16 protein-coding genes are annotated in these 20,302 nt (G+C 66.0%); 7 read left to right on the top strand and 9 right to left on the bottom strand.

What is annotated here, in order from left to right; all coding sequences use genetic code 11:
- The 5 genes from LWH48_RS13045 to LWH48_RS13025 all read left to right on the top strand — a co-directional run.
- Positions 1 to 856: TIGR01620 family protein (locus LWH48_RS13045; protein WP_232912908.1), on the top strand; the 856-nt coding region annotated here is incomplete at its 5' end.
- A gap of 99 nt (positions 857 to 955) precedes the next feature.
- Positions 956 to 1,396 (top strand): universal stress protein, encoded by a 441-nt coding sequence (locus tag LWH48_RS13040; RefSeq protein ID WP_161432499.1) that lies wholly within the window; start codon positions 956 to 958, stop codon positions 1,394 to 1,396.
- Between the two features lie 170 nt (positions 1,397 to 1,566).
- Complete coding sequence (locus LWH48_RS13035; protein ID WP_232912907.1) at positions 1,567 to 3,507, top strand: exoribonuclease II; 1,941 nt, start codon at positions 1,567 to 1,569, stop codon at positions 3,505 to 3,507.
- A gap of 147 nt (positions 3,508 to 3,654) precedes the next feature.
- The gene (locus LWH48_RS13030) at positions 3,655 to 4,773 is read left to right on the top strand and encodes a glycosyltransferase family 4 protein (protein WP_232912906.1); all 1,119 of its coding nucleotides are present in this window, start codon (positions 3,655 to 3,657) and stop codon (positions 4,771 to 4,773) included.
- The gene (locus tag LWH48_RS13025) at positions 4,766 to 5,929 is read left to right on the top strand and encodes a lysylphosphatidylglycerol synthase transmembrane domain-containing protein (protein WP_232912905.1); all 1,164 of its coding nucleotides are present in this window, start codon (positions 4,766 to 4,768) and stop codon (positions 5,927 to 5,929) included. Before LWH48_RS13030 ends, LWH48_RS13025 begins: the two co-directional genes overlap by 8 nt.
- Here LWH48_RS13025 and sucD read toward each other — a convergent pair.
- The 9 genes from sucD to sdhC form a co-directional block, all read right to left on the bottom strand.
- Positions 5,868 to 6,740, bottom strand: a complete 873-nt coding sequence (gene sucD, locus LWH48_RS13020; RefSeq protein ID WP_161432506.1) for a succinate--CoA ligase subunit alpha — start codon at positions 6,738 to 6,740, stop codon at positions 5,868 to 5,870. The genes LWH48_RS13025 and sucD overlap by 62 nt on opposite strands.
- Entirely contained in the window at positions 6,740 to 7,906 is a 1,167-nt protein-coding gene (gene sucC, locus LWH48_RS13015) for an ADP-forming succinate--CoA ligase subunit beta (RefSeq protein WP_161432507.1), read from the bottom strand. The genes sucD and sucC overlap by 1 nt, the downstream gene beginning before the upstream one ends.
- Before the next feature lie 137 nt (positions 7,907 to 8,043).
- Positions 8,044 to 9,483 (bottom strand): dihydrolipoyl dehydrogenase, encoded by a 1,440-nt coding sequence (gene lpdA, locus LWH48_RS13010; RefSeq protein WP_161432508.1) that lies wholly within the window; start codon positions 9,481 to 9,483, stop codon positions 8,044 to 8,046.
- Positions 9,484 to 9,546: 63 nt separating this feature from the next.
- Positions 9,547 to 11,103: a 2-oxoglutarate dehydrogenase complex dihydrolipoyllysine-residue succinyltransferase gene (odhB, locus tag LWH48_RS13005; protein ID WP_232912904.1), complete on the bottom strand. Its 1,557-nt coding sequence runs from the start codon at positions 11,101 to 11,103 to the stop codon at positions 9,547 to 9,549.
- Positions 11,104 to 11,145: 42 nt separating this feature from the next.
- Positions 11,146 to 13,980, bottom strand: coding sequence for a 2-oxoglutarate dehydrogenase E1 component (locus tag LWH48_RS13000; protein WP_161432510.1), 2,835 nt, complete (start codon positions 13,978 to 13,980; stop codon positions 11,146 to 11,148).
- A gap of 267 nt (positions 13,981 to 14,247) precedes the next feature.
- The gene (locus LWH48_RS12995) at positions 14,248 to 14,952 is read right to left on the bottom strand and encodes a succinate dehydrogenase iron-sulfur subunit (RefSeq protein WP_161432511.1); all 705 of its coding nucleotides are present in this window, start codon (positions 14,950 to 14,952) and stop codon (positions 14,248 to 14,250) included.
- 26 nt (positions 14,953 to 14,978) lie between these two features.
- The gene (gene sdhA, locus LWH48_RS12990) at positions 14,979 to 16,751 is read right to left on the bottom strand and encodes a succinate dehydrogenase flavoprotein subunit (RefSeq protein ID WP_161432512.1); all 1,773 of its coding nucleotides are present in this window, start codon (positions 16,749 to 16,751) and stop codon (positions 14,979 to 14,981) included.
- 3 nt (positions 16,752 to 16,754) lie between these two features.
- On the bottom strand, positions 16,755 to 17,102 hold the full coding sequence (gene sdhD, locus LWH48_RS12985; protein WP_161432513.1) for a succinate dehydrogenase, hydrophobic membrane anchor protein: 348 nt from the start codon (positions 17,100 to 17,102) through the stop codon (positions 16,755 to 16,757).
- Entirely contained in the window at positions 17,096 to 17,473 is a 378-nt protein-coding gene (gene sdhC / locus LWH48_RS12980) for a succinate dehydrogenase, cytochrome b556 subunit (protein ID WP_232912903.1), read from the bottom strand. Before sdhC ends, sdhD begins: the two co-directional genes overlap by 7 nt.
- Before the next feature lie 454 nt (positions 17,474 to 17,927).
- Between sdhC and gltA the strand changes: the two genes are divergently transcribed.
- Both gltA and LWH48_RS12970 read left to right on the top strand, forming a co-directional pair.
- The gene (gltA, locus tag LWH48_RS12975) at positions 17,928 to 19,211 is read left to right on the top strand and encodes a citrate synthase (RefSeq protein WP_161432515.1); all 1,284 of its coding nucleotides are present in this window, start codon (positions 17,928 to 17,930) and stop codon (positions 19,209 to 19,211) included.
- A gap of 88 nt (positions 19,212 to 19,299) precedes the next feature.
- The gene (locus LWH48_RS12970) at positions 19,300 to 20,190 is read left to right on the top strand and encodes an NAD(P)-dependent oxidoreductase (RefSeq protein ID WP_232912902.1); all 891 of its coding nucleotides are present in this window, start codon (positions 19,300 to 19,302) and stop codon (positions 20,188 to 20,190) included.
- Positions 20,191 to 20,302: the final 112 nt, after the last annotated feature.

Here is a 20,302-nt window from a genome sequence, read left to right as displayed (position 1 = left end):
CCGCTGGGGGCTGCTCATGCTGCTGGGCGGTAGCCTCGGGCTGGGCGCGGTCGAGGCCGGCACCACCCTCTACGCCGCCGGCCTGGGCGGTGACTGGCTGGCCGGCGCCTGGAGCCTGCTGCTGCTGCTCGCCCTGGCACTGGGCGGAGGCGCCCTCGGCCGCGAGCTGTGGCGCCTGCGCAAGCTGCGTCGCCACAATCGGCTACGCGAGCGACTGGGCGATCTCTCCGCGGCCTCCCGCCGCGAGGCCGATGCCACCGCCGAGGCCCTGCGTCGTGCCCTGGACCTGGAGACCGACCACCCTCACTGGCAGGCCTTCCTGGCCGCAAGACAGCCTCATCACGGCGGAACCGAGCTCCATACCCTGCTCGACCATCACCTGCTGGCCCCCAGAGATCGAGCGGCTCGCCGCCTGGTGTCGCGGATGTCCGGCGAGACCGCGGTGATGGTGGCGGTGAGCCCGCTTACCCTGGTCGACATGGCGCTGGTGGCCTGGCGCAGCCTGGCCATGGTCGACCGCCTATGCCGGCTCTACGGCCTGGAACTGGGCTATGCGGCGCGGCTGCGCCTGCTGCGCGAGGTGCTGCGCCAGATGGCCTTCGCCGGGGCCACCGAGATGGCCGGCGACGCCGGCATGGAGATGCTCTCGATGAACCTCGCCGGACGCCTCTCGACCCGGGCCGCCCAGGGCCTGGGTATCGGCCTGACCAGCGCCCGGCTGGGGCTGCGCACCCAGCGCCTGACCCGCCCGCTGCCCTTCCGCGCGGACCAGGCCCCGCGCCTGGCCGACCTGCGCCGGGAGCTATGGCAGCAGCTGCGTCGCCTCGAGGCGGACGGCGAACGCCAGCAGCCGTGATGCAGGTCAAGGTTGCGCCTGCCCGGCGGCATGGCAGATGACCCCGGCGGGGAAAACCGCTAGGCTCGAGATAGCCCCCTACCGACAAGGAGTCTCTCCATGTATACCTCCATCCTGGTTCCCGTCGACGGCTCCGAGCACGCCCAAAAGGCCCTCGCCGTGGCCTGCCAGCTGGCCCGCCAGGAGGGTAGCCTCCTGCACCTGTTGCATATCCCCGAGGAGCTCTCCCACGAGACCACCCTGGTCTGGGGCATCGGCGCCATCGCCATCGAGGCCTCCCGCGAGGAGCGCGAGGAAGCCGGCAAGCAGGTGATCAGCCGCGCCGCCGAGGCGGCCCGCGAGCAGGGCGCGACCAAGATCGAGACGGTGATCGCTCAGGGCGACCCGGCCCGCGCCATCCTCAGTGAATCGCGCAAGCGCGGCGTCGATGCCATCGTCATGGGCAGCCGCGGCCTCAGCGACCTCAAGGGCTTCGTGGTCGGCAGCGTCTCTCACAAGGTGGCACACACCGCCGAGTGCACGGTGATCACGGTACGCTGATCCCGCTTCCCCGGGTGACTTGCGACGGCGCCGACAGGCGCCGTCATGCGTTCCGCAGCTCTGGCCTCGCGCCAAGCCACTGATTCGCGGTATCCCCCCGACGCCAGGTTTGGCGCGGCGCACGGGAATCCGTATAGTGGCCAGCCTACCCCCGCCACACGTTCGTGATCATGCTGCAGAACAACGCCCTGCTTGCCCAACTCAAGCAACAGATTCGCTCCACCACCCCTCGTGTCGAGGGCGTGATCAAGGCCACCGAGAAGGGCTTCGGCTTCCTCGAGACCGACGAGGGCGACTCCTACTTCGTGCCGCCCCCCGCCATGAAGCAGGTACTGCACGGCGATCGCGTCGCGGCGGTGCTGCATGAGGAGGGCGACAAGAAGAGTGTCGAGCCCGACACCCTGATCGAACAGGGCCTCGACCGCTTCATCGCCCGGGTCCAGAAGCGCGAGGGCCGTCTGGCCGTGGTGCCGGACCACCCTTCGATCAAGAATGTCCTCAAGGCACGCATCAAGCGCAGCCTCGATGAAGCCACCATCGGCGACGCCGACTGGGTCGTCGCTCGCCTGGTGCGCCACCCCCTCAAGGCCGACGATCGTGGCTTCTTCACCCAGATCGACGAGCTGGTGGCCAAGGCCGACGACCCCGCGGTGCCGTGGCGGGTGACCCTGGCCCGCCACGCGCTGGAGCAGGAGTGCCCGGATGCCGGCGACGACTGGCCGCTGCGCGATGAGGGCCTGGTGCGTGAAGACCTGAATGCCGAGCCCTTCTTCACCATCGACGGCGAGAAGACCCGCGACATGGACGATGCCCTGCGCATCGTGCCCCGCGCGGATGGCGGCTGGGACCTCAGCGTGGCCATCGCCGACCCCACCGCCTATGTCGAGGAGGGCCACGCCGCCGACCTCGAGGCCCGTACCCGCGCCTTCACCGTCTACCTGCCGGGGCAGAACGTCACCATGCTGCCCGAGCAGCTGGCCGACGACCTCTGCTCGCTGTGGGAGGGCAAGGAGCGCCCGGTGCTGGCCTGCACGCTGACCGTGCATGCCGACGGCAGCCTGGGCGACTATCGCTTCTTCGCCGCCACCGCCACCTCCCACGCCAAGCTGGTCTACGACCACGTCTCCGACTGGCTCGAGGGCCAGGGCGACTGGGCGCCGGCGGCGGAGATCGGCGAGCAGCTCAAGGCACTGCGCGACCTCACCGAGGCCCGTGCCGCCTGGCGCGCCGAGCATGCCCTGGTATTCAAGGACCGTCCCGACTTCGTCTTCGACCTGGATGCGGCCGGCAACGTGCTGGATATCCGCACCGAGGAGCGGCGCATCGCCAACCGCATGATCGAGGAGTCGATGATCGCCGCCAACGCCTGCTGCGCCCACCTGCTGGCGGAGCATGTGGGCCACGGCATCTTCAACGTGCACCGCGCCTTCGAGGACGACAAGGCCGAGGCCGCCCAGGAGTTCCTGGCCAGCCAGGAGATCGAGGTGGAGCGCGAGGCGCTCACCGAGCTCTCCCGCTACAAGGAGCTCAAGCGCGAGCTCGAGGGGCGCGACGATGCCTGGCTCGACGCCCGCCTGCGTCGCTTCCAGGGCTTCACCAGCATGTCGGCGAAGCCCGGCCCGCACTTCGGCCTGGGGCTGCCGGCCTACGCTACCTGGACCTCGCCGATCCGCAAGTATGGCGACATGGTCAACCATCGCCTGATCAAGCGGGTCCTCAAGGGTGAGCAGGCCCCGGCCGAGGCGAGCCTGGCGCTCACCGAGCAGCTCACCGAGCGCCGCCGCCTCAACCGCATGGCCGAGCGCGACGTCAAGGACTGGCTCTACGTGCGCTACCTGAGCCCCGCGGCCGAGGCCCAGGAGACCTTCGACGCCGAGGTCATCCAGATCAACCGTGGCGGCATGCGCGTGCGCCTCACCGCCAACGGCGCCACCGCCTTCGTGCCGGCGCCGATGATGCACAGCGAGCGCAACAAGGTCGCCATCGACGACAAGGAGGGGCGCATCCAGGTGGAGAGCGAGGAGCGCTACAAGCTGGGCGACCATCTGCGTGTGGCGCTGGTCGAGGCCCGCGAGGAGACCCGCTCCCTGGTGGCCCGCCCGGCCGACTGAGCCGCGCATCATGGCCATTGGCAATGACCGACACCACGGCGGCCCTCGGGCCGCCGTGTTGCGTTATGGCCGGACACCCCGCCACTGTCTTCGAAGTGTCGCATACAGGCCCTAGCCTGACGGTTCGACCCACCGCCAGGAGGCCAAGTGCACCTCGTCGACATCACCATGTTCCACGCCCCGGCCAGCGGCGGCGTTCGCACCTACCTGCAGGCCAAGCATCGCCTCCTGGCCCGCCGCCCCGATCTGCGCACCAGCCTGCTGGTTCCCGGCGCGGAGCGCGGCTCGCTGGGCGGAGTGCACACCCTCCCCGCCCCGCGCCTGCCGCTGGGCCAGGGCTATCGCTTTCCGCTGCGCCGTGCGCCCTGGCGGGAGGCACTGATCGCCATGGCGCCGGACCTTATCGAGGCCGGCGACCCCTACGTGACCGCCTGGGCCGCCGTGGAGGCGGGCCAGCACCTGGGAGTGCCCACGGTCGGCTTCTTCCACTCCGATCTGCCGCGGCTGATGGGAGATCGCTTCGGCGGCGGCGTCCGCCGGCGCCTGGAGCGCTATGTGGGGGAGCTATATGGCCACTTCGACAGCGTCCTGGCGCCCTGCACCGCCATGGCCGAACGCCTGGCCGACTGGGGCGTGAGCAAGCTGCGGGTTCAGCCCCTGGGAGTCGACCTGGAGACCTTCCACCCTCGCCATCGCGATCCTGAACTGCGCCGACGCCTGGGGCTCGGCGATCACCAGCATCTGCTGGTCTTCGCCGGGCGCCATTCACCGGAGAAGCACGTCGATGTACTTCTGGCGACGATGGGACGGCTGGGAGCCGACTACCACCTGCTGCTGATGGGCCCGGGGATGCCCGGTCGGGTCCCCGCCAATGTCAGCGTGGTGCCTCGCTACTGCCCGCCAGGAGAGGTCGCCACGGCCCTGGCCAGCGCCGATGCCATGCTCCACGCCGGCACACGCGAGACCTTCGGCCTGGTGGCCCAGGAGGCCATGGCCAGCGGGCTACCGGTCGTGGCGGCACGCGCCGGTGCCCTCAAGGAGTATGTGCCGCTGGGCGCCGGTATCCTCTGCCGCCCCCGTGATCCCGACGACATGGCGCGGGCGACCCGCGAGCTGTTCCTCAACGACCCACAGGCCATGGGACGCCACGCCCGGCGTCACGTGGAACGCCACTTCGACTGGGAACGGGTCATCAATGATCTGCTGGGCCATTATCAGCAGCTGTGTCACGGCAGCCAGGACCAGGCGACCTCCCGGAATGGCTGATCCTCGCCGCCATCTGCCACGCTGGCGGCCATGGCACGGCCTGCTGATCCTGATGGCACTGCTGGCCCCACTGGGGGTGACCGCCTGGCTGGGCGGTGCCGATGCCCTGGCGGCGGCCAGGGACTTCCCAGCGGCCATGCTCGCCCTAATGCTGCTGATCGCATTCCTGTGCTGGAACCTCAACGCCGCCCGGCTACGCCTGATGCTGGACGGCCGCGCGGGCCGGCTCGGGCAGCGCGGCGCCCTGGGCATCGAGCTGGCCTCCAAGTTTGCCTTGTGCGCCACCCCGGGAGGCGGCGGAGGCCCCGCCACCCTGCTGGTGCTGCTCTCCCGGCGCGGCCTTCCGGCCTCACGGGGAGCCGCCGTATTCCTGCTCGACCAGGGCTGTGACCTGCTGTTCTTCCTGTGCATGCTGTCGGCCGTGGTGGCCTATTCCCTGCTGGGTGAGCCACGCTGGCCCTACCCCTCGCTGATCCAGCTGGCCCTGCTCGCACTCGCCCTGGTGACGCTTGGCGGCGGCCTGGCGATAGGCTGCCTGCCACGCCTGCTGCGCCGCCCCTCAGCATCGGTGGCACGCTGGCTGAGCGGCTACCGTCGCCGTTGGCTGGCCCGCCGCCTGCTCAGGTGTCGGCAGGCGCTCAGGACGACCCTGGGGCTGCCCATCACCACGCTGTTGGCGGTGTTGATGCTCACGGCGGCGCACTGGCTGCTGCGCTACAGCCTGCTCTACCTGGCGGTGCTGGGTGCCGGAGGCAACATCGACTGGCTGTGGACCTTCCTTACCCAGATGCTGGCCATGGCCGCGAGCCAGTTCAGCTTCCTGCCCGGCGGCGCGGGAGCGGCCGAGCTGGGCGTCGGCGGGCTGCTGCTGCCGATGGTCGGTCGCGAACAGGCCGCTGCCGCGGTGCTGGTATGGCGCCTGGTCTCCTACCATCTCTATCTGGCCGCCGGCGCGCCGCTGTTCCTTCTGCTGGCCGGTAGCCTGCTGCGTCGCTCCTCACCGGCAGCAAGCGGCGGCATCGCAACCTGCCCTGGGCACCACGAGAAAGGGCGCCCGAAGGCGCCCTTTCAACATCGCTGGAGGAGCTCTCGGCTTACCAGCCGGTCACTTCCTTCAGAGCGCTGCCGATCTCGGCCAGGGAGCGCACGGTCTTGACGCCGGCCTCCTCGAGGGCGGCAAACTTGTCGTCTGCGGTGCCCTTGCCGCCGGCGATGATCGCACCGGCGTGGCCCATGCGCTTGCCCGCCGGAGCGGTGACGCCGGCGATGTAGGAGACCACCGGCTTGGAGACATTGGCCTTGATGTAGGCCGCCGCCTCTTCCTCGGCGGTACCGCCGATCTCACCGATCATCACGATCGCCTCGGTGGCCGGGTCCTTCTCGAACATCTCGAGGATGTCGATGAAGTTGGAGCCCGGGATCGGGTCACCGCCGATGCCCACACAGGTGGACTGGCCGAAACCGTGATCGGTGGTCTGCTTGACCGCCTCGTAGGTCAGGGTGCCGGAGCGCGACACGATACCGACCTTGCCGGGCTTGTGGATGTGGCCCGGCATGATGCCGATCTTGGTCTCTCCGGGGGTGATCACGCCTGGGCAGTTGGGGCCGATCAGGCGCACGCCCAGCTCGTCGCACTTCACCTTGACGTCGAGCATGTCGAGGGTCGGGATGCCCTCGGTGATGCACACGATCAGCTTGATGCCGGCGTTGGCGGCCTCGAGGATGGAGTCCTTGCAGAACGGGGCCGGCACATAGATCACGCTGGCCTCGGCGCCGGTCTTCTCCACGGCTTCCTTGACGGTGTTGAACACCGGCAGGCCGAGGTGCTCCTGGCCGCCCTTGCCCGGGGTCACGCCGCCGACCATCTGGGTGCCGTAGGCGATCGCCTGTTCGGAGTGGAAGGTCCCCTGGCCGCCAGTGAAGCCCTGGCAGATGACCTTGGTGTTCTTGTCGATCAGGATGCTCATTACTTGCCCTCCGCTGCCTTGACTACCTGTTGAGCCGCATCGGTGAGGCTCTCGGCAGCGATGATGTTGAGTCCGCTGGATGCCAGCTTCTCGGCGCCCAGCTCGGCGTTGGTGCCTTCCAGGCGCACCACGACCGGCACGTTGACACCGACCTGCTCGACAGCACCGATGATGCCCTCGGCGATCATGTCGCATCGCACGATACCGCCGAAGATGTTGACCAGTACCGCCTTGACGTTGTCGTCGGAGAGGATCAGCTTGAACGCCTCTGCCACGCGCTCCTTGGTGGCGCCGCCGCCGACGTCAAGGAAGTTGGCCGGCTTGCCGCCATGCAGGTTGACGATATCCATGGTACCCATGGCCAGGCCGGCACCGTTGACCATGCAACCGATGTTGCCGTCGAGGGCCACGTAGTTGAGCTCCCACGCCGCTGCCTCGGCCTCGCGCTCGTCCTCCTGGGAGGGGTCACGCATCGCCTGCAGGTCCGGATGGCGATAGAGGGCGTTGCCGTCCAGGCCGATCTTGGCGTCGAGACAGTGCAGGTTGCCCTCGTCGGTGATCACCAGCGGGTTGATCTCGAGCAGCGCCAGATCCTTGTCATGGAACAGCTTGGAGAGGCCCAGGAAGATCTTGGTGAACTGCTTGACCTGGTCACCCTTGAGCCCCAGGGCGAAAGCCAGCTCGCGGGCCTGGTAGGGCTGAGCACCCACCAGCGGGTCGATCTCGGCCTTTAGGATCTTCTCGGGCGTCTCCTCGGCGACCTTCTCGATCTCGACGCCGCCCTCGGTGGAGGCCATGAAGACCACGCGGCGAGTGCCACGGTCGACCACTGCGCCCAGGTAAAGCTCGTCGGCGATATCGGTGCAGGTCTCGACCAGGATCTTGGCGACCGGCTGGCCATTGGCATCGGTCTGGAAGGTCACCAGATTCTTGCCCAGCCACTGCTCGGCGAAGGCCTTGGCCTCATCCGGGCTCTTGATCAGCTTGACGCCGCCAGCCTTGCCGCGACCGCCGGCGTGGACCTGGGCCTTGACGACCCACATGTCGCCGCCGATCTTCTTGCAGGCTTCCGCGGCTTCCTCGGGAGTGTCCACGGCGAAACCCTTGGACACCGGCAGACCATAGTCGGCAAACAGCTGTTTGCCCTGATACTCGTGAAGGTTCATCGATTCATGCCATTGGTTGCATGTGACTCGAACGGCGCCCCTGCTCGACCTCGAGAGACTGACTCACGGGACGCCACCGTCCCCTCCGATGCATGGCCGGAAGGGGCACGCCGCCCGGTGGGCGGCGCTTGTTATCCTTACTTCTTCTTCTTGCGATTGGCCATGTGGATGGCATGGCCTTCCACGGCCAGCGCGGCCTCATGCACCGCCTCCGACATGGTCGGGTGGGCGTAGCAGGTCAGCGCGAGATCCTCGGCGCTGGAGCCGAACTCCAGGGCAATGACGCCCTGGGCGATCATCTCGCCGGCATGCTGGCCGACGATATGCATGCCCAGGACGCGGTCGGTCTCGGCGTCGGCGATGATCTTGGCCTGGCCCTCGGTGGCATTGTTGGCCATGGCGCGACCGCTGGCAGCGAACGGGAAGGACCCGGTCTTGACCTCGATGCCCTTGGCCTTGGCATCCTGCTCGGTCATGCCGACCCAGGCCACCTCGGGGAAGGTGTAGATGACGTTGGGAATGGCGTCGTAATTCATCTCCGCCTTGTGGCCGGCGATGATGTCGGCCACCATCACGCCCTCCTCGGAGGCCTTATGGGCCAGCATCGGGCCGCGCACGCAGTCGCCGATGGCGTAGACACTCGGCACGCTGGTGCGGCACTGGTCATCGACCTGGATGAAGCCGCGCTCGTCGGTCTCGACGCCCACACCCTCGGCGATGACGCCCTGGGTATAGGGCTTGCGGCCGACGCAGACGATCAGCTTGTCGAAGGTCATCTCCTGGTCGTTGTCACCGTCGCTGTACTTGACGATGACCTCGCCATCCTTGACCTCGGAGCCGGTGACGCGAGCGCCCAGCTTGATGTCCAGGCCCTGCTTCTTGAGCAGCTTCTGGGTCTCCTTGGCGATGGCGCCATCGACCATCGGCAGGAAGCTGTCCATGGCCTCGAGCACGGTGACCTCGGAACCCAGGCGGTTCCAGACACTGCCCAGTTCCAGACCGATCACGCCGGCACCGATCACGCCAAGGCGCTTGGGCGTCTCGGTGAACTCGAGGGCACCGGTGGAGTCGACGATGATGTCGTCGGTGAGCGGGGTCGGCGGGATCTCCACCGGCACGGAGCCGGCGGCGATGATGATGTTGTCCGCTTCAAAGGTGGTGGCCTTGCCGTCCTGGTCGGTGACCTCGACCTGCTTGCTGCCGGTCACCTTGCCGGTGCCCTCGATGCCGGTCACGCCGTTGGCCTTGAACAGGCCGGCGATGCCACCGGTGAGGTTCTTCACGATCTTGTCCTTGCGGGCGATCATCTTCTTGACGTCCATCTGGACGTCGCCGGCCTGGATGCCCATGTCATCGAAGTCATGCTTGGCCTCGACGAACTTGTGGGAGGCCTCGAGCAGCGCCTTGGAGGGGATGCAGCCCACGTTCAGGCAGGTACCGCCGAACACCACCTTGCCTTCCTTGCCGATCCACTTCTCGACGCAGGCAGTCTTGAGACCCATCTGGGCGGCGCGAATGGCGGCCACGTAACCACCGGGGCCCGCACCGATCACGATCACATCATACTTGTCGGCCATGTTGGCTCCTGTTGCATGTCTTGGATTCAGGCGCCGCCGGGGTCAACCGGCGGCTCTTGCCGCTCAGATGTCCAGCAGCAGGCGCGCCGGATCTTCCAGCAGCTCCTTGATGGTGACCAGGAACTGCACCGCGTCCTTGCCGTCGATCATGCGGTGGTCATAGGAGACCGCCAGGTACATCATCGGGCGGATCTCGACCTTGCCGTTCACCGCCATGGGGCGCTCCTGGATCTTGTGCATGCCCAGGATGGCGGTCTGCGGCGGGTTGATGATCGGCGTGGACATCAACGAACCGAAGATGCCGCCGTTGGTGATGGTGAAGGTACCGCCCTGCATCTCGTCGATGCCGAGCTTGCCGTCACGGGCCCGCTTCCCGAAGTCGACGATGCCCTTCTCGACATCGGCGATCTTCATGCTGTCGGTATCGCGCAGCACCGGCACCACCAGGCCACGGTCGGTGGAGACCGCCACGCCGATGTCCTGGTAGCCATGATAGACGATGTCGGTACCGTCGATGGAGGCGTTGACGTCCGGGAAGCGCTTGAGCGCTTCGCTTGCCGCCTTGACGAAGAAGCCCATGAAGCCGAGCTTGACGTCGTGGGTCTTGACGAAGGTGTCCTTGTACTGGGCACGCAGGTCCATGACTGCGCCCATGTCCACCTCGTTGTAGGTGGTCAGCATGGCGGCGGTCTGCTGGGCCTGAACCAGTCGCTTGGCGATGGTCTGGCGCAGGCGGCTCATCGGCACGCGCTTCTCGGGGCGCTCGCCCTCGACGGCGGGTGCCGCGGCAGCGGCCTTGGCGGCACCACCACCGGAAGCCTTGGCGGACTTGCTGGCCGAGCCCTCCTTCACGGCGCGCTGCACGTCCTCCTTGAGGATGCGCCCGCCCTTGCCGGTGCCCTCGATCTTGCTGACATCGAGGTCGTGCTCGGCGACCAGCTTGCGCGCGGCGGGGGCGAGGATCTTGTCGCCCACCTTCTCGTCACTGGCGCCGTCATCGGCGGAGGCGGCCGGTTCGGCATCGGCGGAAGTGCTCGCCTCGCCGCCGGCGCCTTCGGCAAAGATCGCCAGCACCTGCTCGGAGGTGACCTGGCTGCCCTCCTCGGCCTTGATCTCGGCGAGCGCGCCATCGGCGGGGGCGACCACCTCGAGCACCACCTTGTCGGTCTCGATCTCGGCCAGCACCTCGTCGCGCTTGACCGCTTCGCCAACCTGCTTGCTCCAACTGGCCACGGTGCCTTCCTGGATCGACTCCGGGAAGGTCGGCGCTTTCACTTCATGCTGCTTGCCACCGCCGGCCGGCTTGTCGACCTTGGCGTCGTCCTTCTTCTCGGCCTTGGCATCGGCCTTGTCGTTGCCCTGGGCCTGCGGCTTGTCGCCTGAGCCTTCACCGATACTTCCCAGCACCTGCTCGGACTCCACGGTCTCGCCCTCCTCGGCGAGCACTTCGGCGAGGACGCCCGCCTCGGGGGCCAGCACCTCGAGCACGACCTTGTCGGTCTCGATCTCGACGATCAGCTCGTCACGCTCGACGCTGTCACCCGGCTTCTTGTGCCAGGCAGCAACGCTGCCCTCGGCAACGGATTCCGGAAAGGTTGGGGCCTTGATCTCGGTAGCCATGTCGTATCCCTTGTGAGTTCTCTCTCGTCCTGGTGGGCGCCGTTACAGATTGAAGGCGTCTTCCACCAGCTGGCGCTGCTGTTCAGTGTGCACGGACATATAGCCGGCAGCGGGAGCCGCCGAGGCCGGCCGGCCGGCAAACTTGAGCTTGCCTCCCAGACCGTCCTTGAGCATGTCCGCCACGGCACGCATATGGTGCTGGCTCGGATACCAGGCGCCCTGGTTGAGCGGCTCCTCCTGACACCACACGATATCGGTAACGTTGGTATAGGCCTGGATCGCCTCGAACAGCTCCTCCTTGGGGAAGGGGTAGAGCTGCTCGACGCGCAGGATGGCCACGTCGTCCCGACCGTTCTCCTGACGCCAGGCCGCCAGATCGTAGTAGACCTTGCCGGCACACAGGATGATGCGCTCCACGCTGGCCGCCTCGAGGTTGGCCTGATCGGGCAGCACCATCTGGAACTTGCCCTCGGCCAGCTCGTCGAGGCTGGAGGTGGCATCCTTGTGGCGCAGCAGACTCTTGGGCGACATCACCACCAGCGGCTTTCGCACCTTGCGGATCACCTGACGACGCAGCAGATGGAAGATCTGCGCCGGGGTGGTGGGCACACAGACCTGCATGTTGTGCTCGGCGCACATCTGCAGGAAGCGCTCCAGACGGGCCGAGGAGTGCTCGGGGCCCTGCCCCTCGTAGCCATGGGGCAGCAGCATGGTCAGGCCGCACAGCCGACCCCACTTGGTCTCGCCGGAGGAGATGAACTGGTCGACCACCACCTGGGCGCCATTGAAGAAGTCCCCGAACTGCGCCTCCCAGATCACCAGATCATTGGGGGCGGTGGTGGCATAGCCATACTCGAAGCCGAGCACCGCCTCCTCGGAGAGGAAGGAGTCATGGATGGTGAAGCGCGGCTGACCGTCCGCCATGTGCTGCAGGGGAACGTAGGCGCTGCCGTCCTTCTGGTTGTGCACCACCGCATGGCGGTGGGAGAAGGTGCCGCGACCCACGTCCTGGCCGGTGATGCGTACCGGATGCCCCTGGTCGATGAGGGTGGCGTAGGCCAGGGTCTCGGCGAAGCCCCAGTTGAGGGCCATGCCGCCGGCCTGCATCTTGCGGCGGTCGTCGTAGATCTTGGCCACCTGACGCTGGACCTCGACCCCGTCGGGAATCTCGCACATCTTCGCCGCCAGGCGCTGCAGCTTCTTCATCGGCACCGAGGTGTCGGCGTGGCCGGTCCACTCGTGTCCCAGGTAGGGCTTCCAGTCGACGAACAGCGAGGTGTTGGGCTCCTGAACCAGGGCATTGGCCACATGGTTACCGGCCATCAGGTCCTCGCGATAGGTCTCGATCATCGCCTTGGCCTCGTCCTCGGAGAGCACGCCCTGCTCTACCAGACGCTGCGCGTAGACGGCCCGCGAGGAAGGGTGATCCTTGATCTTGCGGTACATCATCGGCTGGGTGCCGCTGGGCTCGTCGGCCTCGTTGTGACCACGGCGGCGGTAGCAGACGAGGTCGATCACCACGTCCTTCTTGAACTGCTGGCGGTAGTCGAGCGCCACCTGGGTCGCGTGCAGCACCGCGTCCGGATCGTCACCGTTGACGTGGAAGATCGGCGCCTGGACCATCTTGGCGATATCGGTGCAGTACTCGGTGGAACGCGAGTCCTCGGGATGCGAGGTAGTGAAGCCGACCTGGTTGTTGATGACGATGTGCAGCGTGCCGCCGGTCTTGTAGGCACGGGTCTGGGACATCTGGAAGGTCTCCATGACCACGCCCTGACCGGCGAAGGCCGCATCGCCGTGCACGTTGATCGGCAGCACCTTGGTGCCGTCGCTGTCGTCACGGCGATCCTGGCGAGCACGCACCGAGCCCTCGACCACCGGGGAGACGATCTCCAGGTGGGAGGGGTTGAAGGCCAGTGCCAGGTGCACTTCGCCGCCCGGCGTCATCACGTTGGAACTGAAGCCCTGGTGGTACTTGACGTCACCGGAGCCGCGCTCGATCACCTTCTTGCCGTCGAACTCGTCGATCAGCTCGCCGGGGTTCTTGCCGAGGATGTTGACCAGCAGGTTGAGGCGACCGCGGTGCGCCATGCCGATCACGACTTCCTTGACGCCATACCCACCACCACGCTGGATCAGTTCGTCCATCATCGGAATGAAGGACTCGCCCCCCTCCAGGCCGAAGCGCTTGGTACCCGGGTACTTGGAGGCCAGGTAGTTCTCCAGGCCCTCGGCAGCGGTCAGGCGCTCCAGCACATGCTGGCGCACCTGATTGCTGAAGGTGGGCGCGCTGCGCACCGACTCGAAGCGCTGCTGCAGCCAGCGCTTCTCCTCGGTGTCGACGATATGCATGATCTCGCAGCCGATGGAGCGACAATAGGTCTGCTCCAGGGCGTCGACGATCTCCTTGAGCGGAGCCTTGTCCATGCCCAGGAAGAACGAACCGGTCTGGAACTCGGTATCGAGGTCACTCTTCGACAGCTGATGGAAGGAGAGGTCGAGGTCGGGAACCGGCATCTGGCTGCGCAGTCCCAGCGGATCGATATTGGCCTTCTGGTGACCGCGGAAGCGGTAGGCGTTGATCAGCTGCAGGACCCTGACCTGCTTGCGATTTTCCTCGCCATCGGCAGCAGCGGGTGCCAGTGCCGTACGACGCTGCTTGCCGAGCTGGTGGAACTGTTCGCGGACCGGGGCCAGGGGAACATCGTGGGAGGGGCCGTCTTCGGGGCGCGGCAACTCGTCGAAGTACTGGCGCCACTCGTCGGGAACGGCGGAGGGGTCATCGAGGTACTGCTCGTAGAGCGCTTCCACGTAGTGGACATTGCTGCCAGTGACGTGGGAGGAGCGCCACATCAACTCCATTATGCCTTGTTGCATCTCTCGGTCACCCTGCACTGATGGGGTGTGATCGGCGTCACCGCGACGCGGCCACGGCGACATCGGGGGTGCCCTGCCGGCTGGGGCCTATGCGTATCCGGCGCTTCCGGCCGTCGCTGGCCGGAAACCTTGAATTTCATGGTCAGAAGCCGGCACCCAGGGCACCGGCTTCCAACACTGTGTCCCTGCTACCCGCGACCCATGGTCGCAGGAGATGGGCTGGACATATGATACCAAGCCCCGGAACACGATTTAAGTGCCATCGACTCAGCTACCGTTGGCCAACAGCATCTCGCGGATCTTGCCGATCGCGCGAGTGGGGTTGAGCCCCTTGGGGCACACCGCCACGCAGTTCATGATGCCGCGGCAGCGGAACACGCTGAACGGATCCTCGAGCTCGGACAGGCGCTCGCGGGTGGCGGTATCGCGGGAGTCCACCAGGAAGCGGTAGGACTGCAGCAGACCCGCGGGACCCACGAACTTGTCCGGGTTCCACCAGAACGACGGGCAGGAGGTGGAGCAGCAGGCGCACAGGATGCACTCGTAGAGGCCGTCGAGCTTGTCGCGATCCTCCGGTGACTGCAGGCGCTCGATGGCCGGCGCCGGCTCATCGTTCTGCAGGTAGGGCTGGATGCGCTCGTACTGCTGATAGAACAGCCCCATGTCGACCACCAGGTCGCGGATCACCGGCAGGCCAGGCAGCGGGCGCAGCGTAAGCTTGTTGCCCTTGACCACCTCGGAAAGCGGCGTGATGCAGGCCAGGCCGTTCTTGCCGTTCATGTTCATGCCGTCGGAGCCGCACACGCCCTCGCGGCAGCTGCGACGGTAGGCCAGGCCGTTATCCTGCTCCTTCATCATGTGCAGGACGTCGAGAACCATGACGTCGCGGCCCTGGGTGTCGACCTGGAACTCCTGCATGTAGGGCGCGGAGTCGGTCTCCGGATTGTAGCGGTAGATGGATACCTGAAGCATCGTGGCTCACCCTCGTATTTGCTGAATTAGTAGGTACGGACTTTCGGCTCGAAGGTGTCGACGGTCCTGGGCTTGAAGTTCACATCGCGCTGACCGACCGACTTGTCGGCCGGGAAGTAGAGCGAATGCTTCAGCCAGTTGACGTCGTCACGGTCCGGGTAGTCGTAGCGAGAGTGGGCGCCACGGCTCTCCTTGCGCTCGAGGGCGGCGATGGCAGTGGCCTCGGCGACCTCCATCAGGTTGTCCAGCTCCAGCGCCTCGACACGCGCGGTGTTGAAGGCGTTGGTCTTGTCGGGCAGGTAGGCGTTGGCGATACGGCCACGCAGTTCGGCCAGCTGCTTGACACCCTTCTGCATGTTCTCCTCTTCGCGGAACACGCCGAAGGAGTTCTGCATGATGGCCTGCAGTTCACGCTTGAGCTCCGGCACGGTCTCGCCGCCCTCGGACTCGTTCCAGCGCGTGATGCGCTTCATCGCGGTCTCGACGTCGGACTCGGAGGCGTCGAGGTAGTCGATGCCCTCGTTGAGCGCGCCTTCGATGAACATGCCCGCCGCGCGGCCGAACACCACCAGGTCGAGCAGCGAGTTGCCACCCAGGCGGTTGGCGCCGTGGACCGAGACACAGGCCGCCTCGCCACAGGCGAACAGGCCGTTGACGATCTGGTCCTTGCCGTCTTCACCACGCATGATGGCCTGGCCGTGCACGTTGGTCGGCACGCCACCCATCATGTAGTGACAGGTCGGCACAACCGGGATCGGCTCCTTGGCCGGGTCCACGTGGGCAAAGGTCTTGGAGAGCTCGACGATGCCGGGCAGACGCTTGCCGAGGACTTCCTCGCCCAGGTGATCCAGCTTGAGGTAGACGTGGTCGCCGTTCTCGCCGCAGCCACGGCCCTCGAGGATCTCCATGACCATGGAACGCGCGACCACGTCGCGGCCGGCCAGGTCCTTGGCGTTGGGCGCATAGCGCTCCATGAAGCGTTCGCCATCCTTGTTGACCAGGTAGCCACCCTCGCCACGGCAACCCTCGGTGACCAGGGTGCCCGCACCGTAGATGCCGGTGGGGTGGAACTGCCACATTTCCATGTCCTGCATCGGGAAGCCGGCGCGCAGCGCCATGCCGATGCCATCACCGGTGTTGATCAGGGCATTGGTGGTGGAGGCGTAGATACGACCGGAGCCACCGGTGGCCAGCACGGTCGCCTTGGACTTGACGTGCACCACTTCGCCGGTCTCGATGTCCATGGCGATGCAGCCCACCACGTCGCCGTTGGCATTCTTGACCAGATCGACGGCATACCACTCGTTGAGGAAGGTGGTGTTGTTCTTCAGGTTGTTCTGATAAAGCGTGTGCAGCAGGGCGTGACCGGTACGGTCAGCCGCCGCACAGGTGCGTGCCGCCTGGCCACCGGCGCCAAAGTCCTTGGACTGGCCACCGAACGGACGCTGGTAGATGCGGCCGTTGTCGAAGCGCGAGAACGGCAGGCCCATGTGCTCGAGTTCGAAGACGGCCTTGGGACCCTCGGAGCACATGTATTCGGCGGCGTCCTGGTCGGCGATATAGTCGCCGCCCTTGACGGTGTCGTACATATGCCAGCGCCAGTCGTCGTTGGGATCGGCCGAGGCGATGGCACAGGTGATGCCACCCTGGGCAGACACGGTGTGCGAGCGGGTCGGGAAGACCTTGGAGAGTACCGCGGTCTTCTTGCCGGACTTGGCGAGTTCCAGGGCGGCCCGCAGGCCGGCACCGCCACCGCCGATGATGATGGCGTCGAAGGTCAGGCTACGCATGTTGGACATGAATCAGGCTCCCCACAGAATCTGAATGCCCCAGACCAGGAAGGCAAAAATGGCCAGGATGACAAGAAGTTGAACGGTCACGCGGATGGCGGTCGGCTTGAGATAGTCGGTGGTCACGGTCCACAGCCCCACCCAGGCGTGGCCAGCCAGAGAGACGAAGGCCAGCAGCGAGAAGATGCGCATCCAGGTCTGGGCGAACAGGCCACTCCAGGTCGCGTAGTCGAGATTCGGGTTGAACAGCAGGTAGAGAACGATGAAGAGCGTATAGAGCGCCAGGATGATGGCCGAGACCCGCTGGATCAGCCAGTCGGAGAGGCCACTGCGACCGAGGTTCGTGACGTTGGTTACCATACCCAGACTCCCGCCAGAATGATCAGTACGGCGCTCACCACCACGGTGATCTGCGCCTTCTTGTGGCCGCCCTCGAGGGTCACGCCGATATCCATGTCCATCAGCAGGTGCTTGATGCCGGCAACGAAGTGGAATGCCAAGGCAGACAGCAGACCCCAGGCGACCAGCTTGGCCAGGAAGTTGCCGGCCAGTGCATCGCTTACCGCGACAAAGCCTGCCGGGGAGGAGAGCGATGTGCTCAACGCCCAGAAGGCAAAGATCAGGCCAATGAAAAGGATGACGCCGGTGATGCGGTGAGCGATCGACGTCAGGGCGGGTAGCGGAAACTGTATCGTGGACAGATCCAGATTTACGGGTCGTTTGCTATTCACGGCTCTCTACACACTCTCTATGGCCCGCTTTGGGAAGCCTGGACAGGCGCCGGGCGGGCGGTGGTTTCGGGAAGGCATCGGCCGTTGCCGGAGGGCGGCAAGACCGGCTGTACCTGCCAGTCGCGCGGGGTGGATTATAGGGGCCCGCCCGGCCCATGACAAACCGGGCGGCCCCCGACTAGACCATGGTACAAAGCTTTCGCCCTTCCCTTTTCTCCGCTGTGCCGTCGTGAGCCGCCGGGCAGCCCCCGCACAATGGTGCTTTGCACCATTTCCTATGCAAGTCCTATGCAACAAGACGATCAGAGTAGATGAGAGCCCTCGCCATGGGCTAATTGACAATCGCTGGGACGCTTCTATAGTGGGCGAACCTTTTTCGCCGGCATCCCCCTGCGAAGACGCCAAAGAATGAATGACTTATCGCCCTAATCACGAACTCGAGAGGAGGCCTTTCATGGCTGACAGGAAAGCGACGCTGACGGTTGACGGCCTGGACAAGACGATCGAACTGCCCGTCTACTCGGGCTCCCTGGGCCCCGACGTCGTCGACGTCCGTGGACTCGGCGCCGAGGGCTTGTTCACCTATGATCCCGGCTTCATGGCCACCTCCTCCTGCCAGTCGGCCATCACCTACATCGATGGTGGCAAGGGCGTCCTGCTGCATCGCGGCTACCCCATCGACCAGCTGGCGAAGGAGTCGAACTTCGTCGAGCTCTGCTACCTGCTGCTATTCGGCGAACTGCCCAACGATGAGCAGTACGCCGACTTCGAGTCGCGGGTCAGCAACCACACCATGGTCCACGACCAGATCAACAACTTCTTCAAGGGCTTCCGTCGCGATGCCCATCCGATGTCGATCCTGTGCGGCGTCGTGGGTGGCCTGGCCGCCTTCTATCACGACCACATGGACATCAACGTCGAGGAGGATCGCATCATCAGCGCGATCCGCCTGATCGCCAAGATGCCGACCATCGCCGCGATGTCCTACAAGTACAATGTGGGCCAGCCGTTCAACTACCCGCGCAACGACCTGAACTATGCAGAGAACTTCCTCTACATGATGTTCAGCACGCCGTGCGAGGAGTACAAGATCAACCCGGTCTACGCCAAGGCGATGGACCGCATCTTCATGCTGCATGCCGACCACGAGCAGAACGCCTCCACCTCCACGGTGCGCCTGGCGGGCTCCACCGGCGCCAATCCGTTCGCCTGCATCAGTGCCGGCATCGCGGCCCTGTGGGGCCCGGCCCACGGCGGCGCCAACGAGGCGGTGCTCAAGATGCTCGACGAGATCGGTGACGACTCCGAGGAGAACATCCAGCGCTTCATCGACAAGGCCAAGGACAAGGATGATCCCTTCAAGCTGATGGGCTTCGGCCACCGCGTCTATCGCAACTTCGACCCGCGCGCCAAGGTGATGAAGGAGACCTGCGATGAGGTCCTGGCCGAGCTCGGCATCGACGACCCGCAGCTCAAGATCGCCAAGCGTCTGGAGCAGATCGCCCTGGAGGACGAGTACTTCGTCGAGCGCAAGCTCTACCCCAACGTCGACTTCTACTCCGGCATCATCCTCAAGGCCATGGGCATCCCGACCAACATGTTCACCGTGATCTTCGCGGTGTCGCGCACCATCGGCTGGATCTCCCACTGGCACGAGATGCTCAGCGACAGCTACAAGATCGGTCGCCCGCGCCAGCTCTATACGGGCCACGATCAGCGCGACTATCCTGCCAAGTAAGTCGCTGGCAGGCATCGCGACCCATCACAGAAAGCCGCCTTCGGGCGGTTTTCTGCGTTATCCCAACCCGAAGAACAAGGAATTCTCCATGAGCCAGAAGATCTCCACCGTCGCCTTTATCGGCCTGGGCGTGATGGGCTACCCCATGGCCGGCCACCTCGCCCGCGCAGGCCTCGACGTGCGCGTCTACAACCGCACCCCGGCCAAGGCCGAGGCCTGGGCCGGGGAACACGGAGGCAGCCACCACGCAACGCCCTGCGAGGCCGCCAGCGGTGCCGACCTGGTACTGGTCTGCGTGGGCAACGACGACGATGTACGTGAGGTCACCACCGGCGAGAACGGCGCCCTCTCCGGCATGGCCGAGGGCAGCCTGCTGGTGGACCACACCACGGCTTCCGCTGATCTCGCCGAGGAGCTGGATGCCGCTTGCCGCGAGCGCGGCATCGGCTTCGTGGACGCCCCGGTCTCCGGCGGCCAGCAGGGCGCCGAGAACGGCGCCCTGACCATCATGTGCGGTGGCGATGACGCCGATTTTGCCCGTATCGAGCCGCTACTCGGCCACTACGGTCGCGCGGTGACGCTGATGGGCCCCGCCGGCAGCGGCCAGCTCACCAAGATGGTCAATCAGATCTGCATCGCCGGCCTGGTCCAGGGGCTGGCCGAGGGGCTGCACTTTGCCGAGCAGGCCGGTCTCGACCGCCAGCGGGTAGTGGACGTGATCTCCAAGGGGGCCGCCGGCTCCTGGCAGATGGAGAACCGCCACGGGACCATGATCGCCGACGAATATGAGCACGGCTTCGCCGTTGACTGGATGCGCAAGGATCTCGGCATCTGCCTGGAACAGGCACGCCGACTCCAGGCTCGCCTGCCGGTGACCGCCCTGGTCGACCAGTTCTATGCCGACGTCCAGATAATGGGCGGCGGTCGCTGGGACACCTCCTCGCTGCTGCGTCGCCTGCGCGCCGTGAAGCCCGACTGACCCTTTCCCGCGGCGGCCTTCAGGGCCGCCGCAAGGTTGTTTTTCCACCGCCCCGGCGTTTTCCACACATTCTGTGGATAACCCTGTTCAAAACCCCTCGAAAAGGTCTCAC

The sequence above is a fragment of the Halomonas sp. G15 genome, assembly GCF_021282295.1.
GTDB lineage: Bacteria > Pseudomonadota > Gammaproteobacteria > Pseudomonadales > Halomonadaceae > Halomonas > Halomonas alimentaria.
Note: the sequence above shows the minus strand (reverse complement) of the source record. Positions and strands in the feature narration are given on the sequence as shown.

Excerpts from the sequence above, each read along its gene's own strand:
- sucC (WP_161432507.1), bottom strand. The coding sequence starts at position 7,906 with ATGAACCTTCACGAGTATCAGGGCAAACAGCTGTTTGCCGACTATGGT.
- LWH48_RS13025 (WP_232912905.1), top strand. The coding sequence starts at position 4,766 with ATGGCTGATCCTCGCCGCCATCTGCCACGCTGGCGGCCATGGCACGGC.
- LWH48_RS13040 (WP_161432499.1), top strand. The coding sequence starts at position 956 with ATGTATACCTCCATCCTGGTTCCCGTCGACGGCTCCGAGCACGCCCAA.
- LWH48_RS12995 (WP_161432511.1), bottom strand. The coding sequence starts at position 14,952 with ATGCTTCAGGTATCCATCTACCGCTACAATCCGGAGACCGACTCCGCG.
- LWH48_RS13035 (WP_232912907.1), top strand. The coding sequence starts at position 1,567 with ATGCTGCAGAACAACGCCCTGCTTGCCCAACTCAAGCAACAGATTCGC.
- lpdA (WP_161432508.1), bottom strand. The coding sequence starts at position 9,483 with ATGGCCGACAAGTATGATGTGATCGTGATCGGTGCGGGCCCCGGTGGT.
- sdhD (WP_161432513.1), bottom strand. The coding sequence starts at position 17,102 with ATGGTAACCAACGTCACGAACCTCGGTCGCAGTGGCCTCTCCGACTGG.
- gltA (WP_161432515.1), top strand. The coding sequence starts at position 17,928 with ATGGCTGACAGGAAAGCGACGCTGACGGTTGACGGCCTGGACAAGACG.
- sdhA (WP_161432512.1), bottom strand. The coding sequence starts at position 16,751 with ATGTCCAACATGCGTAGCCTGACCTTCGACGCCATCATCATCGGCGGT.
- LWH48_RS12970 (WP_232912902.1), top strand. The coding sequence starts at position 19,300 with ATGAGCCAGAAGATCTCCACCGTCGCCTTTATCGGCCTGGGCGTGATG.
- LWH48_RS13000 (WP_161432510.1), bottom strand. The coding sequence starts at position 13,980 with ATGCAACAAGGCATAATGGAGTTGATGTGGCGCTCCTCCCACGTCACT.
- odhB (WP_232912904.1), bottom strand. The coding sequence starts at position 11,103 with ATGGCTACCGAGATCAAGGCCCCAACCTTTCCGGAATCCGTTGCCGAG.
- sucD (WP_161432506.1), bottom strand. The coding sequence starts at position 6,740 with ATGAGCATCCTGATCGACAAGAACACCAAGGTCATCTGCCAGGGCTTC.